The 21,166-nt window shown below is 43.2% G+C and carries 16 protein-coding genes and 1 tRNA gene; 10 read left to right on the top strand and 7 right to left on the bottom strand.

Going from position 1 to position 21,166, the window contains the following annotated elements:
* Positions 1-330: 330 nt before the first annotated feature.
* The 4 genes from IH597_01170 to IH597_01155 form a co-directional block, all read right to left on the bottom strand.
* Positions 331-2,757 (bottom strand): ABC transporter permease, encoded by a 2,427-nt coding sequence (locus tag IH597_01170; protein ID MBE0661050.1) that lies wholly within the window; start codon positions 2,755-2,757, stop codon positions 331-333.
* A 98-nt stretch (positions 2,758-2,855) separates the two neighbouring features.
* Positions 2,856-3,557: an ABC transporter ATP-binding protein gene (locus IH597_01165; protein ID MBE0661049.1), complete on the bottom strand. Its 702-nt coding sequence runs from the start codon at positions 3,555-3,557 to the stop codon at positions 2,856-2,858.
* 234 nt (positions 3,558-3,791) lie between these two features.
* A complete protein-coding gene (locus IH597_01160; protein ID MBE0661048.1) occupies positions 3,792-5,045 on the bottom strand; it encodes a biotin/lipoyl-binding protein in 1,254 nt (417 codons plus the stop codon).
* A gap of 247 nt (positions 5,046-5,292) precedes the next feature.
* A complete protein-coding gene (locus tag IH597_01155) occupies positions 5,293-5,916 on the bottom strand; it encodes a TetR/AcrR family transcriptional regulator (protein MBE0661047.1) in 624 nt (207 codons plus the stop codon).
* Positions 5,917-6,116: 200 nt separating this feature from the next.
* Here IH597_01155 and IH597_01150 point away from each other — a divergent pair, with 200 nt between their 5' ends.
* The 3 genes from IH597_01150 (at position 6,117) to IH597_01140 (ending at position 10,279) form a co-directional block, all read left to right on the top strand.
* A complete protein-coding gene (locus IH597_01150; protein MBE0661046.1) occupies positions 6,117-7,328 on the top strand; it encodes a dicarboxylate/amino acid:cation symporter in 1,212 nt (403 codons plus the stop codon).
* 95 nt (positions 7,329-7,423) lie between these two features.
* On the top strand, positions 7,424-8,440 hold the full coding sequence (locus IH597_01145; protein MBE0661045.1) for a 6-phosphofructokinase: 1,017 nt from the start codon (positions 7,424-7,426) through the stop codon (positions 8,438-8,440).
* 6 nt (positions 8,441-8,446) lie between these two features.
* Complete coding sequence (locus tag IH597_01140; protein ID MBE0661044.1) at positions 8,447-10,279, top strand: YgiQ family radical SAM protein; 1,833 nt, start codon at positions 8,447-8,449, stop codon at positions 10,277-10,279.
* Between the two features lie 38 nt (positions 10,280-10,317).
* Here the strand turns inward: IH597_01140 and IH597_01135 are convergent, their stop codons facing one another.
* Both IH597_01135 and IH597_01130 read right to left on the bottom strand, forming a co-directional pair.
* Positions 10,318-10,761 carry a universal stress protein gene (locus IH597_01135; protein ID MBE0661043.1) on the bottom strand — a complete coding sequence of 148 codons (444 nt, stop codon included), beginning with the start codon at positions 10,759-10,761 and terminating at the stop codon, positions 10,318-10,320.
* Positions 10,762-10,850: 89 nt separating this feature from the next.
* Complete coding sequence (locus IH597_01130) at positions 10,851-12,062, bottom strand: PKD domain-containing protein (GenBank protein MBE0661042.1); 1,212 nt, start codon at positions 12,060-12,062, stop codon at positions 10,851-10,853.
* A 135-nt stretch (positions 12,063-12,197) separates the two neighbouring features.
* On the opposite strand from IH597_01130, the gene IH597_01125 reads away from it, so the two are divergent.
* The 6 genes from IH597_01125 to IH597_01100 all read left to right on the top strand — a co-directional run bounded on the left by IH597_01125 (position 12,198) and on the right by IH597_01100 (position 19,496).
* Positions 12,198-12,590, top strand: a complete 393-nt coding sequence (locus IH597_01125; protein ID MBE0661041.1) for a DUF302 domain-containing protein — start codon at positions 12,198-12,200, stop codon at positions 12,588-12,590.
* A 102-nt stretch (positions 12,591-12,692) separates the two neighbouring features.
* A complete protein-coding gene (locus IH597_01120) occupies positions 12,693-13,277 on the top strand; it encodes a hypothetical protein (GenBank protein MBE0661040.1) in 585 nt (194 codons plus the stop codon).
* 498 nt (positions 13,278-13,775) lie between these two features.
* Positions 13,776-14,933, top strand: coding sequence for a T9SS type A sorting domain-containing protein (locus tag IH597_01115; protein ID MBE0661039.1), 1,158 nt, complete (start codon positions 13,776-13,778; stop codon positions 14,931-14,933).
* A gap of 45 nt (positions 14,934-14,978) precedes the next feature.
* Positions 14,979-17,954: a DUF1566 domain-containing protein gene (locus IH597_01110; protein MBE0661038.1), complete on the top strand. Its 2,976-nt coding sequence runs from the start codon at positions 14,979-14,981 to the stop codon at positions 17,952-17,954.
* 57 nt (positions 17,955-18,011) lie between these two features.
* On the top strand, positions 18,012-18,611 hold the full coding sequence (locus IH597_01105) for a T9SS type A sorting domain-containing protein (protein MBE0661037.1): 600 nt from the start codon (positions 18,012-18,014) through the stop codon (positions 18,609-18,611).
* 183 nt (positions 18,612-18,794) lie between these two features.
* Complete coding sequence (locus IH597_01100; GenBank protein ID MBE0661036.1) at positions 18,795-19,496, top strand: type VI secretion system tube protein Hcp; 702 nt, start codon at positions 18,795-18,797, stop codon at positions 19,494-19,496.
* Between the two features lie 133 nt (positions 19,497-19,629).
* Here the strand turns inward: IH597_01100 and IH597_01095 are convergent.
* Positions 19,630-19,703, bottom strand: a tRNA-Arg gene (locus IH597_01095).
* Between the two features lie 194 nt (positions 19,704-19,897).
* On the opposite strand from IH597_01095, the gene fbaA reads away from it, so the two are divergent.
* Positions 19,898-20,977 (top strand): class II fructose-bisphosphate aldolase, encoded by a 1,080-nt coding sequence (gene fbaA / locus IH597_01090; GenBank protein ID MBE0661035.1) that lies wholly within the window; start codon positions 19,898-19,900, stop codon positions 20,975-20,977.
* Positions 20,978-21,166: the final 189 nt, after the last annotated feature.

Genomic DNA, 21,166 nt, shown 5'->3' with positions numbered 1-21,166 from the left:
GCCAGTAAAATTTATTATGAGTTCCGCAAATATACAACCAAAAGAGGGCTTTTCTACATCAAAACGAAATCAGTAGCAGGCACTTAAAACCACCTGATTATTAATTGATTACTCTATTGTTCTTTGATTTTATTGTAATCGCCCCTACCTTTCGAAACTCTAGAAGGTAATCTTTCAGGCTAATTTTCCCGGCGTATTAACATCTAACACAGGCTGATTTATGAGGTTTTTGATGATACCTGAATCGTTAGAGTGCCAGGAAAACGGACTCAGTATGAGTAATAATCATCACCACTAAGAGCAAAAGTTCTATTTATTTTCAGAGCTCATTTACTCATACTTCAACGCCTCCACAGGGTTGGCATTGGCGGCTTTGAATGCAATGGAGCTCACGGTGATGATAGCGATAAGCAATGCAAGCAAACCTGCCATAATGAAACTCCACCACGGAATGGCAATCCGGAAAGCAAAATTGTTCAGCCAGTTATCCATTAGCAGATAAGCCACAGGCCATGCAATAATATTCGCCAGCAATACCCAGCGGGTAAACTCCTTCGATAGCATCATTACAATGCTGCCAACTGAAGCACCGTGCGCTTTACGAATTCCAATTTCCTTTGTCCGGTTCTCAGTGGTGAAAGCCGCCAGGCCGAGCAACCCCAGCGAAGCAACAAGTAAAGCAAGGATACTGAATATTGTATAAATGATTCTTGTTTGCTCATCATTTTTATAAAACTTCTCAAGTGAGCTATCCAACAAACTATATTCAAACGGTTGCCCTGATTCCATAGCAATCCATTGCTCTTCAAGATAAAGAATAGTTTCCTGGACACGGTTCTGCTGAACTCTGACTGACAGCCGATTGGCCCAGTTTCCTTCAGGAAGCAGGTAGAGCGCCATAGGCCGGATTGCGCGATGCAAAGATTCAAAATGAAAATCTTCAACCACCCCGATGATACGGTCAACAGAGTGCTCATCAGGGGGGGTTGCATGCCGTATGAGCCTATCCTTCTCAAAGTCATTGATCCCCAACCTGCGCATGGCAGTTTTATTAATTACTACTGCTGCAGAATCACTTGAGTAGCCACGCCTGAACCAGTACCCTTCCTCCATATGCATCCCAAGAGTTTCAATGAAATCATAATCAGCATACATTATCATTACAATGTTTACTTCATCCAGCGGACGGCCGGTTACACCCATACTGTTTGAGCTAAAATCATCGCCTGGTAAATCAATGGAATAGCTTGCATTTTTTATATCTGGATTTTGCAAAATATTGTTTTTAAAAACCGGCATCCCTTGTCCTAAACCATTTACACGTTTTACTACTATAACATTCTCCTTTTCGTAGCCCATGTTCTTATTTTGAATAAACTGCAACTGCTTGAAAATAATAAATGTAGCAATAAGTAAAACAATCGAAACGCTGTACTGAAACAATACAAGCAGGCTCCGGAACCGGCTTTTGGTCATGCCTTTTACCAATTGCCCCTTGATAACCTGCAGAGGATGAAAGGCTGAAAGATAGAATGCCGGGTAGCTGCCGGCGAGCAAACTTGTTATTACAATAAAACCGGGAATAATCAGTATTATGTAACACTCATGCTGAATGTTAAGAGAAAGTTGTTTCTGGGCAATCTGATTAAAAAACGGAAGACTGATTTCTATCAGCAACATGGCAATGATCATGGCCAGGGTACAATACAAAAAGGCTTCCATGAGAAATTGCCTGATCAGATGGCTGCGGTTGGAGCCCAATACCTTGCGAACACCAACTTCCTTTGCCCTGTTTGCTGAACGGGCCGTGGATAAGTTCATGAAGTTGATACAAGCAATCAATAAAATAAAAAGTGCAATGAGCGCAAACAGGTAAACATATGTGATGCTTCCATTTGCTTCGTACTCACCATCAAGTTTTGAGCGCAGATGAATATCACGAATAGATTGTAAATCATAGCCGTAGCTTTGCCCCGACTCAGCAAACTCTTCCAGGGTTATGCCCATGAACTGCCTCAACTGCTCTCCAATCTGATTATACAGAAAAGGATTAAGCTTTTCGCTTATTGTTGTGAGGCTGGCGTTTTCTTTTAGCTGGATGTATGTTTGCGCGCTTTGATTAAACCAGCTGGGATTGGCATACCATGGCAGCGTGGTGAATGAAGCAAGCACATTGAATTTAAAATGTGAGTTCCCGGGTACATCCCTGACAATACCTCTTACAATGTAATTAAACCTGTTGTCCTCAACAATTGTTTTTCCTATTGGGTCTTCATCGCCGAAATACCGTCTGGCAGTTGATTCGGTAAGCACAATGTTGCCCGGTTCTGATAATACTTTTGTGGGATCGCCGGCAATTAGTGTAAAACTGAATATTTCGAAAAAACTTGAATCTGCATAGAAAAAACGGTCTTCAATAAAGGTTTTATCATTATTGACCCGAACTGAGCGCTGTGGCCGTAGCATTAGTCTGGTAATATTTTCGATTTCGGGAAAGTCATCAATCATCGCTTTTGCCAATGGTGCGGGTGTATAGGTACTATTGAATTCGTTGCTGCCAAAAACACCATGAACAGTGATCCGGTAAATCCGGTCGGCTTTTTTATGAAATTTATCGTAACTAAGTTCATCAACAATAAAAAGCAAAATGATGATACAGGCTGCCAGGCCAATAGCCAATCCTGCTATATTGATAAATGAGAAGCCCTTATGGCGAAGCATGCTGCGGAGAGAAGTAAGGATGAAGTTTTTGAGCATTGTTTATGTTTGTGATGCAGTGATACAGTGATGCAGTATCGGAACCTGAAACTTTGAACTTTGAACCCGGAACAGTTACAATTGCAATTTCCTGTGTTTCAAATAACAACCTGTGCAGTGTTGACTGCCTTGATGTTTTCATTGATGATTTGTCCGTCGAACAAGCGAATGATCCGATTGCTGTATCCTGCATCACGCTGCGAGTGGGTTACCATAATAATGGTGGTGCCACTTTGGTTTAGATCCGAAAGCAGGTTCATCACTTCTTCACCATGTGCTGAATCAAGGTTACCTGTTGGCTCATCGGCAAGGATCAAATGGGGTTTTGCGATAACGGCCCGGCATACGGCTACCCGTTGCTGCTGACCTCCGGAAAGCTGAAGAGGAAAATGCTTTTTTCGATGCGAAATCTGCATTTGTTCCAACACTTCTTCAACCCGCTTTCTGCGCTCAGCGCCGTTATAGCCAAGGTAAATCAACGGAAGTTCAATATTTTCAAATACATTGAGTTCGTCAATCAGATTAAAGTTCTGAAATACGAAACCAATATTCTGTTTGCGCAGGTTGGCGCGCTGCTTTTCTGAGAACCCGGCTACTTCCTTGTCAAGGAAATAATATTCGCCAGAAGACGGATTATCAAGTAAGCCCAACAGGTTTAGTAAGGTAGATTTACCGCAGCCTGAAGGCCCCATGATAGCAACAAATTCCCCCTGTTTCACCTCAAAAGATACACTGTTGAGCGCTGTTGTTTCAATTTCATCGGTTCTGAAGATTTTTGTTAGGTTGACTGTTCTGATCATTTTCGTAAAGTATTAAATTATTCTGTGATGCAGTGATGCGGTTCAATTGTGATGCAGTGATGCAGTAATGCCATGATACAGTAGGATTGGAGTAATGGAGTGATGGAGTAATGGAGTGGTGGATCTTGGAACATTGAACTTTGGATTTTGAGATTTGGATTTTGAGATTTGAATTTTAGGCTTTGGATTTGGGACTTGGGATTTGGAATTTGGTACTTGGTTTCTGGGTCTTGGCTACTCCCGAAACACCAGCCTGTCCTTTCCTCCAAATGCATCGTATGAAGAAACTATCACCTTCTCTCCCGGTACTAAGCCTTCCAGGACTTCGTATGAGTTTATATTCTGGCGGCCAATGCGAATTGTCCTTTTCAAAGCAAATTCTCCGCTGGGATCAAGTACATAAATCCAGTTGCCACCTGTTTCCTGGTAAAACCCGCCACGGCGTATGGTTGTGGCCATAGTCGTCCCGCTGAATTTCAGGCGCAGTTGAAGTGTTTGCCCTCTTTTCACACCTTCAGGTACATCAGCGGTAAAAAGCAGATCCACTTCAAATGCCCCGCCCTGAACGTTTGTATAAATTTTTTGAATTTCAAGCTGGTAGTTGCTTCCTGCATAGTCGAACTCAGCTTCCTGCCCGATGAAGGTGCGGTTGATATAGCGCTCATCAATACGGGCCCGTAGTTTGAACCCTTCCAGCACATCAATATGTCCAAGGGTTTGACCCGCGGTTTTGGTTTCTCCTATTTCAACGGCAAAACTTGTGAGCCTGCCCGAAACCGGCGCTTTAATACAGAGATGGTCGAGGTTTTCGCGCAACATGGAAAGGTTCATATTCATCCGGTTGAGCGAGGCACTTATTTGCGATAGTTGATTAACCGTGTAAACCGAATCGTGGCGCTGGGTTCGCAAGGCAATATCATATTGGCCAGCCAGGTAATTATAATCACGTTCGGCGTCTTCAAACTCCTGCTGCGAAATCAGCTTATCTTTAAAGAACTGTTTTTTACGTTCAAAATCAATCCTGGTTTTATCAATCTGGTAGTTGATATCAAGAATCTGCTTTTCAAGTGCAAACTTGCGTTGCTCCATGTTCAACCTGGTGTTCTGAAGGTTATTGATAACCTCGTACATTTGGGTTTCCCGGTTGATATAATCAAGTTCCATATTAGGATTGGACAGCCGCAATATTGAATCGCCGGCTTTCAGAACCATGCCATCCGTTACATAAATAGCCTCAACACGGCCTCCCTGAACCGCGTCAATAAATATGGTTCGTATCGGCTGGACAACTCCATCAACCGGAATAAATTCCTGGAAAGGCTCCTGCCTGACTTCGGCAATGGTTAGCCTGGCAGAATCGATATATAAACGGGAACTGGAATCGCGTAGGAAAATCAGGTAAACTAAAAAAAAACCAAATGCAGCAATGCTTGCATAAATCACAATTTTTTTCGTGGTAAACCTTTTCTTTTCAATTGTTCTGTCCATGGAATAATGGTTTTCTCCGGATTGTTTCCAATACCGTGCCAATCAATACAACATGCTGGTTATCAATTTTAAAATCGCATAAGCATGAATAATCATAAAAGAAAAGTGTTCGCTATCGTGCATAGCTTTGTACAGAGACGTACAAGATAGAAGACCCAAGTTCCAAATTCAAAATTCAAAGTCCCAAGGGAAAATACCTTTGGGCGTGGAGCATGGGGCGTGGGGCTTGGAGCTTGGGCTTTAGGCATTAATTCATAACAAACTCCATCGCCTGAACCTGGGTCTCATAGTACTCAATACCCTTTTCAGTAGCGATGCCGCGGAGGAAGTTATCAATCATTACATCAAAAACAATGTTGAATGAAAAAGTATCGGGTGGGAAAAGCAAGGGGTTATGAAGGTCAATCAGGCGGCTGATATAAAGGCGTGAAAGGAGTTCCGTGCTGAGGTCGCTACGGTAATAACCCTGACGGATGCCGTGTTCAAGATTGTTCTTGATCTTTGTAAAAACGTACTGTGTTCTGAGTTCAAGGTGTTGTTGATAGATATCAGGGAAAAACCTGTGAAGATCAAGGCTGATGGTGAGGGTGATGTCTTTGAACTGCTCGCTGATTTCCCGTCCGACCGATAGCAACAGGTCAATTGCATTTTCACCGTTATACGGGTACTTCTCAAATATTTCCTGTAGATTTTTCCTTTCCAGATCCAAAATCATTACCACCAATTCCGTTTCATTGTTCACGTGGGCATACAATGTTTGAACCGGGATTTTGAGTTCCCGGCAGATTTCTTTGATGGTGAGGTTTTTGATTCCGCGGCGGATAGAGAGTTCACGGATATCGTGGAGGATGGATTTGAGGTTGCTGTCCATAAGATTTTTTAAGAAAGCGGGTTGCAATAATCGTGCAAAAGTATTAAAATTCAACATATTCAAAAATATTGACAGATTTTAAGTTCTGACAGCTAAACAGTTTTGAACCCAAAAGATGATCTAATTTGATAAAATCTTGAATACAGTCATCATTTTTATCTACTTTTAGCCCTCGTTTGCGATCCAAATAAGCAAAGTCTATGAAGAAGATAGCACTGCACTGGCAGATACTCATTGCACTGATCCTGGCTGTTTTATACGGAATTTATTTTGCTGATCATATTTACCTGGTTGAATGGATGGGGGAAATTTTCCTGCGGGCATTAAAAATGATAATTATTCCATTGGTTCTTAGTTCAATAATTTCGGGGGTCACAAATATTGGAAGCGCGGAAAGCCTTGGCAGGCTGGGTGCAAAAACCATTGTATATTATCTCTCCACCAGCACACTTGCCATCCTCACCGGATTGACCCTGGTGAATATTTTTAAACCAGGCGTTGGTGCTGATCTGAACCTAAGCAGTCATATTGATCTGGGGGTAAGCGCTGATTCACTTGGGACAACGTTGATCAAAATAATCCCCGAAAATATTTTCAATTCCTTTTCAGATAACTCCCAAATGCTCTCGGTAATTCTGTTTGCCTTACTTTTTGGCTTTTTTATTATCAGAACCCCGGGCAGATCCGGAGAACTTCTAACGGATTTCTTTAACGCGGTTTTCCAGGTTATGATGAAGCTTACTTTCTTCATAATTAAGTTTACGCCAATTGGTATTTTTGGATTGGTTGCTGCCAAGGTTGCTGAGCAGGATAATCTTTTAGCCCTGATGCAGAGCATGGGGTTGTACATGTTGGTGGTAATTCTGGCACTTGCCATCCATGCTGGCTTTACCTTACCCCTTCTTCTAAGGATTTTTGGTAAAATAAATCCGCTCAAGCATTTCAATGCCATGCGAACACCACTTATCACAGCTTTTTCCACTTCTTCCTCCAGCGCCACCCTGCCCCTGACCATGCATGCGGTTGAAAACAACGCCGGGGTTTCAAATAAGATAAGCAGTTTTACTTTGCCGCTGGGAGCAACCGTCAATATGGACGGAACAGCGCTTTATGAATGCGTGGCAGTCATGTTCATAGCGCAAGCCTATGGCGTGGAATTGAGTTTTGTTCAACAAATGATTGTTGTAGTAACAGCTTTGCTTGCCTCAATTGGAGCAGCAGGAATTCCTATGGCCGGTTTGGTGATGATTACGATTGTCCTCACTGCTGTTGGGCTCCCACTCGAAGGTGTTGGTCTGATCCTTGCCGTTGATAGAATCCTGGATATGTTCCGTACATCAGTAAACGTGTGGAGCGACAGTTGTGGAGCCACCATTATTGCAAAAACGGAAGGAGAAGAACTTAAAGTTTAGATTGTGATGCAGTGATGCAGTAATATTGTATGATTGTATTACTGCATCACTGTAACACTGTATCACAATAAAAAATGGCAAATAAAAGCAAAGGCATGCGTATCGGAATCCTCACAGCCGGGGGGGATTGTCCAGGATTGAATGCGGCCATCAGAGGCGTTGGCAAAACAGCCATTACCGAGTACGGAATGACGGTTTTCGGGTTTTCATCGGGCTTTACCGGGATCATCAAGAATGAATACATCGAGTTGTTTGAAAAAGATCTTTCGGGAATTCTTACGATTGGGGGAACCATCCTGGGTACGTCGCGTGAGAAGCCTTTCAAAAAAACCGGCGACGGAATCAAGGGAGAAAAGGTTGAACTAATTTTAAAAAATTACAAAGCATTACAACTTGATGCACTGGTTTGCATTGGTGGCAATGGTTCGCAACGTACTGCCAGTCAACTGGCTGAAACCGGTCTCAATATTATCGGTATTCCAAAAACCATTGACAATGATGTATGGGGTACTGATTATTCCTTTGGCTTTGATTCGGCACTATGGATTGATACCGAAGCTATTGACCGCCTGCACACAACTGCGAATTCCCACAAACGCATAATGGTAATCGAAGTAATGGGGCATCATGCCGGATGGCTTGCACTTTACAGCGGAATTGCGGGCGGCGGCGATGTGATCCTGATCCCGGAAATCAACTACGACGAAAAAGTTATTTGTGCATACCTGCAAAAAAGGGTCAGACAAAAAAAGCCCTATTCGATTGTTGTAGTGGCCGAAGGAATCTCTAAACCCAAAAACTCAACAGCAGCGCATTACATCGCAGAAATGATCAAAATGCGAACCGGGCTCGAAACCCGGGAAACGATTCTTGGCTATATACAACGCGGTGGAAGCCCTTCGCCGGTTGACCGCCTACTGGCAACCCAATATGGCGCCTATGCAGTTGAACTTATTGCCGAGCGCAAATTCGGTTTAATGGTTGCCAAACACGGCGAGACAATGACTTCGGTAAAATTATCAGAGGCCGGAAATCAGATCAAGTTAGTTCCCACAAATCATTCGTTGATTAAAAAAGCCAGAAGTATGGATATTTGCTTTGGGGATAAATAAACGAAAATGTCAATAACCGCCAACACAGCCTTAAACCTGCCACTTTCCTCCTGGCTCCCGATAACGCGCGATGAAATTGAACAGCATGGATGGGAACAACCGGATGTAATCATCGTAAGCGGAGATGCCTATGTTGATCACCCTTCTTTCGGGCCGTCGGTAATTGGCCGTGTAATCGAAGCTCAAGGTTTTCGTGTGGCTCTATTGCCCCAACCCAACTGGCGCGACGACTTGCGTGATTTCAAAAAACTTGGGACTCCACGCTTGTTCTTTGGTGTTTCGGCAGGTAACATGGATTCAATGGTGAACCATTACACTGCTGCCAAACGCCTGCGCTCTGATGATGCATACACTCCCGGTGGCAAGGCCGGATTCCGCCCTGACAATGCTTCATTGATCTACACCCGGATTCTAAAAAAACTTTTTCCTGATGTTCCGCTTGTACTCGGTGGTGTGGAGGCATCCATGCGGCGGCTTACCTATTACGATTATTGGGCCGACAAAGTCAAACCTTCCCTGCTGATTGAAAGTGAAGCTGATCTGTTGATTTATGGAATGGCGGAGCAATCCATAAAATTGTTACTCGAAAGGTGCTCACAAGGTGAAAATTTTAAACAAATTACGAACCTTGAGCAATCGGTGTTTTTAGTAGTATCTAAATCCCTGATACCAAAAGCTGATGAATGGGAAACACTTGTACTTCCATCGCATGAGGCATTGGTAAAGGATAAATTCCTTTTTGCCAAAACCTTCCGGCTTTGGGAAGAAGAGCATAACCGCACAAACCCGGCAAGGATCATACAGGAAAACAAGGAAGGCTGGCTGGTAATAAATCCCCCATCCTTGATTAGTACCGAAAAGGAGCTTGACGATATCTACAATTTGCCATTTACCAGGTTCCCCCATCCGAAATACAAAAAACGTGGTCCGATCCCGGCCTATGAAATGATCAGGCATTCCATAACAATGCATCGCGGTTGCTTTGGAGGCTGCAGTTTTTGCGCCATCTCAGCGCATCAGGGAAAGTTTATCAGCAGCCGCTCGCAGGATTCTATCTTGCGTGAAGTGGATCAGATAACCGTTATGCCCGACTTCAAAGGCCATGTTACTGACCTTGGCGGGCCAACCGCCAATATGTACCGGATGACAGCCATTGATTTCGGGAAATGTAAAAAATGCAGACGGGCATCTTGCATCTACCCAAATATATGCCCTAACATCAATACCGACCATAATCCCCTTATCGAACTCTACCGCAAGGTGCGCTCAAATCCTGCAATCAAAAAAGTTACCATCGGTTCCGGCGTCCGATATGATTTGTTCATGGGCCAAAACCCGGATGTTTCGAACACAAGAGGGCACAGAAAATACTTCAAAGAACTTGTAACACACCATGTTTCAGGCCGACTGAAAGTTGCACCTGAACACACATCAGGCAAGGTGCTTAAATATATGCGCAAGCCTGGATTTGAGCAATTTGAACAGTTAAAAAAGGACTTTGATAAGATTTGTTTACAAAACAATCTGAACCAACAACTGATCCCTTATTTTATTTCGTCTCATCCGGGATCGGAACAAAAGGATATGGCTAATCTGGCTGCAAAAACGCGAAACCTTGGATTTCGATTGGAGCAGGTTCAGGATTTTACACCAACTCCGGGAACCCTGGCAACTGCAATGTTTTACACCGGCCTAGATCCTTATACCTTGAAACCCGTTCACGTTGCAAGAACGATGCAGGAAAAAACATCTCAACGAAATTATTTCTTCACGAACCAACCACACAGTCAAACTGCCAGGATACCTGGTAATAAAAGTAATAAACGAAATATACGCTGATGCTTTGAGGCTTTAATTAGAATGTGGTTTTAAAACGATCATTCCTGTTCCCGGAGTGGGATTACCAATACCGGGCAGAAAGCCTTGGAAACTACTCCTTCACTTGTACTTCCCATGAAGGTCTTGTAGAAAAATCCATGATCTTCCTTGCCGATGATGATCATATCGGCTTCAATTTCCTCCGCTTTTTCAATGATAGATGAGATGGGTGAGCCAAGCAGCAGTTCAGCATACGCCTCAACACCCCGTGATTGAACTTGCCGGGCCATGGCTTCCAGTTCTGAACGTTCCCTTTGTAATTCATCTTCCCGTTGAGCACGCATGGAAGGTGGTTCAACTTCATACCCAACAAAAAAAGGATTTGGATCGGCTACATGAACCAGCCACAACTTCGCTTTCAGTGCTATGGCTATTTCAATTGAATTGGCAAGAACATCGGGAGCGAGATCAGAGAAATTAATGGCAACCAGAATATTTTTCATAGCATGCTCAGGATTTGGGTTCCTGCAAAGTTACTACATTGAAATGCTTAAGTCAATGCAGCAAGAGCGGATGCTATGAGCACCGCAAACTATTCTGAAATCAATATTTTCTGGCTTAACACATAATCTGCAGCAATGGCCCTGATCATATAGATTCCTGCCGGAAAATCCAAAGGTACAACCCTGACTGTTGCATTACCATCAAAAGAATTTGAATAACAAAGCCTGCCATGCATATCGTATAATTCTATTGATTGTATGTGGTTAACCTGGTCTGTTACGCTCACATAAAGCCTGTCCCTGGCTGGAACCGGGTAAACAGCAATAGAACCTTCCGGGAAATTTGTTCGTGTGCTGTTCACCTGGCAAACTACCGGGTGGATAGCATTGGAAATCATCAAACCCCAGGATTGATCGGAGGAATAAGCATGCCATGTTTGATTTTCCCACTGTTCCCAGCCTTTGTTTGCAGGAGATTCAGGGCTGGTATCAGTCCATAATGCCAGCGTATCACTGGTTGTGGGCAATACTACGCCGATATAAAATTTGTTGGAAACGCTCACAGGTTCAAAAAACTCGACCCAGGTTGCAACGTCATCAGCCACATCATCAATGATAGTGGAAAGGGGAATATCTCTGGAAGCAATAATTGAGCCTGGTGTACCATTGGTTCCAGCATCATTCCAAATCGCGATCTCAACATCGGGATTTGTGCCAGAAATATCTTCCGCAATAGCGAAATCAACAAACACTCCACTTACCAATGAGGAATAGCCCGGCTCAAAAACGTTTGCCTTGGCACGATCTCCATAAGAATTGGTTCCTGATACATACCCTTTTTGGGGGGATTGAAGCGGATAATATGTATAGGTTCCGGAAAATGGAAAATCGAGGGTATCGCAAGCACCTGGTTCCGCATTTACCCGAATATATTCTTCTTTTTCGAGGGTGTAATGACTCACACTATCAGCTACGGTCAATGAAACACTATACAGGCCGGGCTCTGTGTAGGTATGTCCGGGATTCTGCTCATCGCTCGTTTGCCCGTCTCCAAACGACCAGTTCCAGGATTGCACTTCTCCGGTTGATTGATCAGTGAAAGAAACTGTTAAAGGCGCGTACCCTGAACGAACATCAGCGCTGAAAGCAGCAACTATGCCATCCGCTTCCGGCAAATTATTGTTATGATTCATATTGAATGCCGCGCGTGCAGGTGCTTTCGCTTCAGGAGTTTGTGAAAATGAAACAAGGAAGGGTGAGGCGATTAATGAAAGCAGCAACAGTAAAGTAAAAGTTCTCATATATTTGCAATTTAAGCGTTAATTGAATTGAACTGTTCCAACTAGAGCTTACTGATCAACCAAAAATCATGCCTTGATAGTTCTACAACCGGGTCAAATCAACTCTTCACGAGTCATCATTAAAAACACATTACCATGAGTTACCATTTTAGCACAAAACTTAACAATCTTTCTTTCGATGAAGCAATCATCAGGGTTTCCGAAGAACTTAAGAAAGAAGGCTTTGGCATTCTTACACAAATTGATGTGAAAGAAACCCTGAAAAATAAAATTGATGTGGATTTCAGGAAATATAAAATTCTGGGTGCATGTAACCCGGGTCTTGCTCACAAGGCTTTGCTAACCGAAGGCAGGATTGGGGTGTTTCTTCCATGCAATGTTGTTGTTCAGGAACACGAAAACGGCGAAATTGAAATCTCGGCTGTTGACCCGGTGTCATCCATGATCTCAGTTGGAAACAATGACCTGGAATGTATTGCCGGAGAGGTTCAAAAGAAGATGATACGGGTTATTGAAGCCCTGAAGTAAGCACAATGTTTTGTTAACAACTTTTCTGCATTTTCGCAGTAACCATTGGCTCAATACACGTATCTTGAATGCCTGTTTTAATGAAATTGCTAATTCAAGTTTATGGCTCATTTTAAGTTGAAAACCAAAGTGCTGAAGCAAACGCTTGCACAAATGAAGGTGTCGTTAAAAAGCACCGCGTATGATAAGAGGACCGTTTATTGCGAAATCACCATCACTGATGGGAATATCACTTTCACTTGCCCGGGCGTTACCTATTCCATCAGCGCTGAAACTTCCGGTTCGGCAAAAGCAGCACTCCCTTATCTTTATCTTGTCAACGTTATAAAAGATCACAAAGATGTCGAAATTCAAGCTGAAGTTACTGACGGTTGGCTTGCAATTGCGGGTATAAAAGTGGCAGCTAAAACATCCTTCTTCGCGGATGATAGCATTCTGCGATCCGTGAACCTGCCTTTGAACTATAATGATGCTGATCTATTAAGGATGGCTGACAATGGTTTTACATCCGAAGAATTAAATTTTAACAGGCTGGAAACCAAAATTCAGGAAGCAGAAACCAAGCTCGAGGCAAACATTCTAAAAGCGCACAGGGCACTTAAAGTCTATGGGATTACTGTTGAGGAAATCAGGAAAATGGTTGAAAACAAGGTAAAACAGCGGGTAGAAAATCTGATTTATAAGTAATCAGTAGAATCATTGGCAGCACTTCACTTACCTGCCGTATTTACAAAAACAAAGAGGGCAGTTCCAATGCGCTGCCCCCCGCTAAGCGGCAATTGCATTGCCGCTTGGGACATTGGATAATTTGCAATTATCCAACTCCGTTAAACAATAATTGCATTTCCAGTTAAAGCAAGCGTTTCAATCCCCACCCTTGTAGTCTTTCCCGCTAAGCAACAATTGCATTGCCGTTGTAACACATTTGAGTTTGCAGATTAAATTAAGAAAAATTTGCGTATGTCTTAGAATACTATCGGAAGTGGGCCTGCCGGCAAGGCAGGGATGGCAACCTTGTCTTACAAACTGTTAATTATTTGTTAAAAAGGTGATTGCCTCGCATGCATTACCATCCTTGTGTGTTTACAACATGCGATTCTTCTCATTAAAACACAGCAACTTATAATCAATTTGAATCATTTTAGCCCCTGATACTCAAAAAAGGCTAACAATAACCCCAAAAACATGAAAACACTTTTACTCATCATTACGGCAATTTGCCTGCCAGGCATTATCCTTGCCCAGGGCATCAAAATCGGAACAAACATGATTATGACCGGTGAAACAGTCATGTATGTGGATGGAGCCGTTGACATTGACAATGACGGCGACCTGAAAATCGAATCCGGCTCATCCCTCATACTCAGCGATGGCAACACCCTTACAGTTAACGACGGCGGCAAACTAACCCTCATGGGCGAAGATGGCAACCCTGTTACCGTTACCTCTGCCGGATACTTTGTGTTCATAGTCAGCTCCGGCGGAACCATCGGCGCTGAATACGCCACTTTTGAAAAAATGAGTGGCGATGGATTGAATATCCAGTCAGGCGCTACCATTGACCCGGCTTTGCCGCTCAACAACAGCATTTTCCAAAGCGGAGCCTCGAGCAGCACATTCCTTACCATCAACAACAGCCAGGAACTGACCATTGCTGGCGTGGCATTTATTTCCACACCCGGCAACGAATTATACAATGTAGCCAAAACCCTGAACATCGGCGAGGTAACCTTCACTAACTTCAGCGGAAACTTTGCCGGAGAGGCTTATGAAAACGATCCCTTTAACCGCATCCACTGGAGCGATGTGCCACTAAACAGGCTGGTTGAAAATGTTACTTTAACGAATGGTCAGGAACTCTGCTTTGATGCTGTGCAAACGATAACTGTGCAGGATTTACTGGTTCAGAGCGGCGGAGTTATTCACCTGGTTGCAGGGCAGTCAGTATTGTTGCTTCCGGGAATTCTTGTTGAAGCCAACGGCTACCTCCGTGCCTGGATTGATACTGATGGCATGTATTGTATGAACGCCAAAGCCATCATAGCTGTAGCCGACCAGCCCATCCCTGAAATAAAGTTTGAGGAAGCAATGCCGCTTTCAGCAGGAATCAGGGTATTTCCAAATCCTACCACCGGTAGTTTCACACTTGAGTTACCCGAGGCCGTTGAAGACTCAAGGGCCAATGTAGAAATTTACGGCATGATGGGCGAACTTGTTCAGCAAACAACACTGATTGGTGAGAGAAGTTACCAATTCAATTTAAGCGATAAGCCCCGCGGTATTTATATCGTGCGTGTGCTGCAGGGCGAAAGCCTGTATATGGAAAAAGTGATCAGGCAGTAATCAGAAATTAATCAAACAAATCTAAAAGTTTAAAAACAAAAAGTTATGAAAATAATAATATTCATTATTTCGCTCGCACTTATTATCGCAACTCTCACAAGCAAGTCGTTTGCCCAGGGTGTAGTGATCTCAGCCAATGAATCCGCCACTCCCGCCGCATCGGCCATGCTGGATGTTCAATCAACGGACAAAGGACTTTTAATCCCACGGATGGACTCAACACAACGTGTAGCCATAAGCACCCCTGCCACTGGCCTTTTGGTTTACCAGACTGATAAAGCAGATGGTTTCTACTTTTTTAACGGAACCGACTGGATAAATCTAAATGGTAGCACAAGCAATACGGTTACTAAAATAGATGATCTGAGTGATGGGAGAACAGGTGGCAACAGTGTTTTTCTTGGAGATGGCGCCGGAGCAAGTGATGACCTTTCAAACAACCAAAACCTTGCCCTTGGGGTTTCAGCACTTTATTCCAATACTGCAGGATCTAGCAATGTAGCTAGTGGTTATCAAGCACTGTATTCCAACACCACCGGAAATTGGAACACGGCAAATGGGGCACAAGCACTATATTTCAACACCACAGGAGTTAACAACACGGCCAATGGTTTTCGATCGCTCTACTCAAATGAAACAGGAAATTCCAACACGGCCAATGGGTATGCTACACTTCACAATAATACTACAGGATATGAAAACACAGCAAGTGGAACATTTTCACTCTACTTCAACTCCACAGGAAATTCCAATACGGCCTATGGTTTTGCTGCACTTCAAAACAACACCACAGGAATTAACAACACGGCAAATGGTTCTTTGGCACTCTTTAACAACACCACAGGAAATGATAACATGGCCAATGGTTTTTTCGCACTCTTTAACAACACCACAGGAATTAATAACACGGCCACTGGTGTAGAGGCACTCCACCACAACACTACTGGAATTAACAACACGGCAAATGGCAGATCTGCACTCTTCTCCAACACCACAGGAAATGATAACGTGGCCAATGGTGTAAATGCACTTCGCCAAAACACCACCGGAATTAACAATGTGGCCAATGGCTTTGCAGCACTCCAGAATAATACAACCGGATCCTGGAACACTGCGATCGGTCATCAGGCAGCTTTGAGCAAAACCGGAACAGATGCAATTACTGCAATTGGTGGCGGAGCGCTTCAAAATGCGCTTAACGGTCCAAATACTGCAGTTGGACACCAGGCAGGAATAAATACAACCAACGGAACACATAACGTAATAGTTGGCAGGGATGCCTTTTACAACAACACCTCAGGTTCTAACAACACCTCTGTTGGTTTTGCAGCGCTTGGTGCAAATACCACAGGAACGGGTAACACAGCCCTTGGCTACCAGGCAAACGTCGCATCAGGGGCATTAACTAACGCTACTGCCATTGGTGCTAATGCCTTGGTTAGCCAAAGCAATAGTTTAGTACTCGGAAGCATAAATGGTGTGAATGGCGCCACTTCAGACACCAAAGTGGGTATCGGGACAGCAGCACCTACAGAACTATTGGATGTAAATGGCGAGGCAAGAGTTAGAAATTTAGAAGGAGCAGGTTTCAGGCAGATATATGCAGATAGTCAGGGAAAATTAATGGTAAATTCTATTGAAGAATTAGCTTCTCAAAGCAATGCACCGGGTACTCCAATAGTAGATTACAATTGTCCTGATGGAGTAAGCGATACAATTCATGTTGCAGGCTTTCCTGAGTCTGTTCAATCTGAAAATATTTGTGTTACCATAAACCTGACTCACACATTTGTAGCGGATCTGGAAATATATTTAATTGCCCCCAACGGTGATAAACTTAATCTTATGAAAAATAATGGGGGTGGTGATGACAACCTTGTGAACACACAATTTTGTGACAATTTTGCTGAACCCTTGTCTTCAAGTTTACCTCCTTATACCGGAACATTTTTACCAATTGGCTCCCTGTCTCCTGGAGTTTGTGGCTTTGTCGCTAACGTTAGTAGCTTTTCTGCAATTGGAGGGGGTAACATAAACCCAAATGGCATGTGGATTCTGAAAGTGTTTGATGTATATGGTGGTGATCAGGGCGTGTTAAATAATTGGTCGGTGGAATTAACGAGTGGAGATATGCTAGTAGATGTTGGAACCAACAATTACCTCCCCAAATGGCAAAACGGAACACTTACTACGAATAGCAGTATATATGACAATGGAAATGTAGGCATTGGTACCACAACACCTAAGACCACCCTACAAGTCGAAGGATACCCAGCAAGTACAACAACCGCAGACGGTGTGCAAGTGCCCTCTCTAACTTTGGCACAACTAGACGCTAAAGTGGCTGCTTATGGCGCAGACCAAGATGGTGCAATTATTTTTGTAAATGATATAAGTGTTGCATCTACTACACCAGAAACAGCAGATATTACTGCAAAAGGTTTTTATTATTATGATGCAACTACTAATAAATGGAAGGGAGTTGGCGGTGGTTCATCTTCATCATCTACCACCTACTCCGTAGGCGACTTTGCCCAAGGCGGTATCGTATTCTGGGTAGACGAAACCGGACAGCATGGTTTGGTAGCTGCTAAACAGGACCAAAGTACAGGGGTAATATGGTTTGCCGGTACTTATGGTAATACTCAGGCAAAAGGAGACGGCCCTTATGCGGGCGAAGCAAATACCTCAATAATTATTGCAGCTCATGTAGCTATTGGTGATGATGGTAACACTTATGCAGCGCGCATTTGTAATGAACTGCAAGTTACCGAAGGAGGTAAAACTTATGGCGACTGGTATCTTCCCTCAAAAGAAGAATTAAATATAATGTATCAAAACAAGGCAACTATTAATGCTGCCGCAGGGGCAAACGGAGGCAGCGGTTTTACTGACACCTACTATTGGAGTTCTTCTGAGTTCAGTTCTAACTACGCCTGGAGGCAGGATTTCTACAATGGCTTCCAGGGCTACTACTATAAGGACAACACCAGACGTGTCCGTGCCGTCCGGGCTTTTTAACTATTTAACCATTTATCTATTTAAATATTACCGCGTAGCGGTTGATTTTGAAAATTTATGGCTTTGTACTATGATTTACCGGTTTACCGAGATACGCATAAGCTTATTTTGAAAATATTTGAGTGTACCAAAGATTTTTCAAAGGAGTATAAATACACCTTGGGGCAGGATATGAAGCGAGATGCATTGCAAACGATAACTGTGCAGGATTTGCTGGTTCAGAGCGGCGGAGTTATTCACCTGGTTGCAGGGCAGTCAGTATTGTTGCTTCCGGGAATCCTCGTTGAAGCCAACGGCTACCTCCGTGCCTGGATTGATACTGATGGCATGTATTGCACAAATGCCAAATCCATTGTTGCTGCAAGCGATCATCCCTTACCTGAAATCAAATTTGATGACGCCCTGCGATTAGAGTCAGGTATTAAAGTTTATCCAAATCCCACCACGGGGTTCTTTCTCCTTGAGCTGCCCGAAACTGATGAAGCGTCAATTGCAAACGTTGAGATTTACGGCATGATGGGTGAGTTGATACAGCAAACCACCCTCTTTAGCGAAAGAAGCTACCAGTTCAATCTAAGCAACAATCCCAACGGCATTTATATCGTACGTGTGCTACAGGGGGAAACCCTGTATATGGAAAAAGTGATCAGGCAGTAGTCAGAAATCAATCAAATAAAGCCAATTGTCTAAAAATCTAAAGTTTTGATAACAATTTTATTCATTGTTTCGGGCGTTCATTGAAAGAAGACAACAATAAAAAACGAACAATAAATTCGACAGGCGAACCCGAAAAGCCTTTAAGAGAGTAGGGACAATTTCAATCAATTTAATCAAAATTTCATGAAACAATTTAGTATTTTAGTTTTGACGATGTTACTGATTGTAACAACTATTAATTTGAATGCCCAGGTAGGTATTGGAACCACTAACCCCAGTCCTAATTCTGTGCTGGATCTTACCAGTCCTGACAAGGGTCTCATGCTTCCCAGGGTTAACGATACCACTTCCGTAAGCAACCCTTCTGCCGGGTTAATGATTTATGACATAAACGCCCAATCACCTGCCTTTCATAACGGCGCCAGCTGGAATGCTTTGGCAGGCACAAGTCCAATGTCAGGAACGACTACCGAATCAATTACTTATTCTTTCTTCGGCCCAAATTCATTTGGGCCAGGTATTTTCAATGTGCTCGCTATGTCTTACGGAGGCTCCAATTTTGGCACTATTAACAATGCCAATATGCAGGATGTGACCATTTCCAAGCTTCAGGACATCAATTCTGTGAACTTTTTCAAAGAGATGATTACGGGTTCGATGAATGGGGGTATTGAATTCAAAATGTATGCACCCGGGCAAACTACACCATATTACTCAGTAAAACTCTCCAATTGGAAAGTCTCAAGTGTGCAGCAGTCTGTGGCTAGTGGAGGCGAAATATTTGAAAGCATTAGTTTTACCTTTGAAAACATCGGGTTCAAAGACTGGATAAATGATTCCGGTTTTACATTCAATTTAGTAACAAAAGTCATTGGTCCGTATTGATGCAACGGAAGCATGGATGCAAGAGAATGGATTTAATGAATAAAATCGCCAATTCTACTTGTTGCATTAATGTTGCTCCTATTTGTAAAAAAAGCCTGCATATAAATAATATACAGGCTTATAATAGTTTGCGTGACCCCGACAGGATTCAAACCTGTGACTTTCAGAACCGGAATCTGACGTTCTATTCAGCTGAACTACGGGGCCAAATTCCCTGCAAAGATAAGAAGGTTTCGGGATTGTATGCCTACCTTTGAAAACCGAAATTAACAGGCAACGAAAATGATGATTACAGCATTTTGGCCTCTTTTCACCATTTGGTTAATTTATCGTGTGCTCAAAAAGTAGTACTTTTGGCACGTGAAAAGCATTTCATTCCTGAACCTAAAATAAGAATCTTTATGTCAGAACGTATCAGCAGCAAAATAGCTCCCGGTGTAGCAACCGGCGATGATGTGAAAACGATTTACCGAATTGCCAAAGAAAACCAGTTTGCAATTCCGGCAGTAAATGTTGTGGGAACCAACTCAGTAAACGCAGTGCTTGAGGCTGCAAGGGAAGTCAATTCACCCGTGATCATTCAGTTCTCAAACGGCGGCGGACTTTTTTATGCAGGCAAAACCCTGGCAAACGACGGGCAAAAAGCTGCCATCGCAGGAACGGTTTCAGGTGCAATGCACATCCACCATGTAGCAAAGTTGTACGGGGTTCCCGTTATACTTCACACCGATCATGCTGCACGTAAATTATTAACCTGGATTGATGGTCTTATGGTTGCCAATGAAGAACATTTCAAAAAAAACGGCCACCCGCTCTTTAGCTCGCATATGCTTGACCTTTCGGAAGATTCACTACATGAGAACCTCGAAACATGTAAACTTTATTTTGCCCGCATGAATAAGATCGGCGTAAACATTGAAATGGAGCTTGGCGTAACCGGTGGTGAAGAAGATGGAGTGGATAACACCAATATCGACAGTTCAAAGCTGTATACCCAGCCCAAAGAGGTAGCTGCATCTTATGAAGTCTTGAATTCCATCAGCGACAGGTTCACAATTGCCGCAGCATTTGGAAATGTGCATGGAGTTTACAAACCGGGAAATGTTAAGTTGCAACCTATAATCCTAAAAAACTCCCAGGAATACATCCAAAAGACATTCAACACTGCAGATAAACCTGTTGACTTTGTATTTCATGGTGGTTCAGGTTCGAGTCGTGAGGAAATCAGGGAAGCCATCTCCTACGGTGTGATCAAAATGAATATTGATACCGATACCCAATGGGCTTATTGGGAAGGAGTTAAAAACTACTATAAGAAAAATGAAGGCTACCTGCAGGGTCAGATTGGAAATCCTGAAGGCGACGATAAGCCAAATAAAAAATACTATGATCCCCGCGTTTGGCTTCGCGAAGGCGAAAAAACCATGGTTGCCCGCTTAAAAACAGCCTTTGAGGACCTGAACTGTATTGACAGGTATTAGGGGAAAGACGGGGAAATATTGGGAAGGGGAGAAATGGGGACGGGGAGATTAGATTTACGAATCTTGAATCCACTCCGAAAAGTCACAAATTGCTGATTTTTATCGTTTTTAGCCCCTGACCCCTAAAGGGGAAACGATAAAAATCAGCAATTTGTGGAAGTCCCCTTTAGGGGATTTAGGGGTGGATTG

It is taken from the genome of Bacteroidales bacterium, assembly GCA_014860575.1.
Classification (GTDB): Bacteria; Bacteroidota; Bacteroidia; order Bacteroidales; family JAAYJT01; genus JAAYJT01.
The sequence above is the reverse complement of the archived record's forward strand: the minus strand, read 5'-3'. Positions and strand labels throughout refer to the sequence as shown.

Coding starts and splice junctions, on each gene's coding strand:
- IH597_01170 (MBE0661050.1), bottom strand. CDS start 2,757: ATGCTCAAAAACTTCATCCTTACTTCTCTCCGCAGCATGCTTCGCCAT.
- IH597_01165 (MBE0661049.1), bottom strand. CDS start 3,557: ATGATCAGAACAGTCAACCTAACAAAAATCTTCAGAACCGATGAAATT.
- IH597_01160 (MBE0661048.1), bottom strand. CDS start 5,045: ATGGACAGAACAATTGAAAAGAAAAGGTTTACCACGAAAAAAATTGTG.
- IH597_01155 (MBE0661047.1), bottom strand. CDS start 5,916: ATGGACAGCAACCTCAAATCCATCCTCCACGATATCCGTGAACTCTCT.
- IH597_01150 (MBE0661046.1), top strand. CDS start 6,117: ATGAAGAAGATAGCACTGCACTGGCAGATACTCATTGCACTGATCCTG.
- IH597_01145 (MBE0661045.1), top strand. CDS start 7,424: ATGCGTATCGGAATCCTCACAGCCGGGGGGGATTGTCCAGGATTGAAT.
- IH597_01140 (MBE0661044.1), top strand. CDS start 8,447: ATGTCAATAACCGCCAACACAGCCTTAAACCTGCCACTTTCCTCCTGG.
- IH597_01135 (MBE0661043.1), bottom strand. CDS start 10,761: ATGAAAAATATTCTGGTTGCCATTAATTTCTCTGATCTCGCTCCCGAT.
- IH597_01130 (MBE0661042.1), bottom strand. CDS start 12,062: ATGAGAACTTTTACTTTACTGTTGCTGCTTTCATTAATCGCCTCACCC.
- IH597_01125 (MBE0661041.1), top strand. CDS start 12,198: ATGAGTTACCATTTTAGCACAAAACTTAACAATCTTTCTTTCGATGAA.
- IH597_01120 (MBE0661040.1), top strand. CDS start 12,693: ATGGCTCATTTTAAGTTGAAAACCAAAGTGCTGAAGCAAACGCTTGCA.
- IH597_01115 (MBE0661039.1), top strand. CDS start 13,776: ATGAAAACACTTTTACTCATCATTACGGCAATTTGCCTGCCAGGCATT.
- IH597_01110 (MBE0661038.1), top strand. CDS start 14,979: ATGAAAATAATAATATTCATTATTTCGCTCGCACTTATTATCGCAACT.
- IH597_01105 (MBE0661037.1), top strand. CDS start 18,012: ATGGCTTTGTACTATGATTTACCGGTTTACCGAGATACGCATAAGCTT.
- IH597_01100 (MBE0661036.1), top strand. CDS start 18,795: ATGAAACAATTTAGTATTTTAGTTTTGACGATGTTACTGATTGTAACA.
- fbaA (MBE0661035.1), top strand. CDS start 19,898: ATGTCAGAACGTATCAGCAGCAAAATAGCTCCCGGTGTAGCAACCGGC.